At 44.4% G+C, this 792-nt stretch carries 1 pseudogene; it reads left to right on the forward strand.

What is annotated here, in order from left to right:
- Window positions 1-678, forward strand: a pseudogene (locus DXD92_RS19120) (IS200/IS605 family accessory protein TnpB-related protein); the annotation flags it as partial.
- Window positions 679-792: the final 114 nt, after the last annotated feature.

The raw sequence follows: 792 nt of genomic DNA on the forward strand, positions 1-792 counted from the left end.
ATCAATACGGATGCAGTCTGTACCATCATGCGTCCAGACGGAACTATCCTGGGGAGAAAGTTTATTAACTTTCCCAGTGACAAAGACCGGATGTACCGTGTGCTGGGACGGATCCGAAGATTTCAGCGGGAACATGGATCGCGTCAGGTGCAGGGAAGATGGGCATATGCAAAACGTCTGAATACAGAGCTTGGTAAAAAGATTGCCAGGGAAATCGTTTTCTATGCATCAGAAAATAGGGCAGATGTGATTGTTTTCGAATATCTGGAAATGAAAGGAAAACTTTCCGGGAAGAAAAAGCAGAAACTGCAGATGTGGAGAAAACGGGATATCCAGAAACGATGCGGACAGCAGGCACATAGAAAAGGAATACGGATTTCCCGAATCTGTGCATGGAATACGAGCAGGCTTGCGTTTGACGGATCTGGAAAAATTGACCGTGATATACAGGATCACCGTCTGTGTACCTTTCAGAATGGAAAGAGATATAATTGTGATTTATCTGCATCGTACAATATTGGAGCAAGATATTTTATCCGTGAAATTTTAAAACCCTTACCGGAAACGGAAAGGTCTTTGCTGGAGGCAAAAGTTCCTGCAGTAAAGCGTAGAACCTCATGTGTTTATGCGGATTTGAGAGACTTAATTTCAGAAATGGAACTGCGAAAAGCAGCATAAACACAGGCAGATATACCGTGGACTACCTGTTATGTGGAGACCTGCCGTATCCGGCATGGAAGAAGCGCGTATCCGCGCAAGATCTAAGAAACAGGCGTATCCGCCGATATTTTG

This window comes from Blautia sp. TM10-2, assembly GCF_003480845.1.
In the GTDB taxonomy this organism is placed as follows: domain Bacteria; phylum Bacillota; class Clostridia; order Lachnospirales; family Lachnospiraceae; genus Fusicatenibacter; species Fusicatenibacter saccharivorans.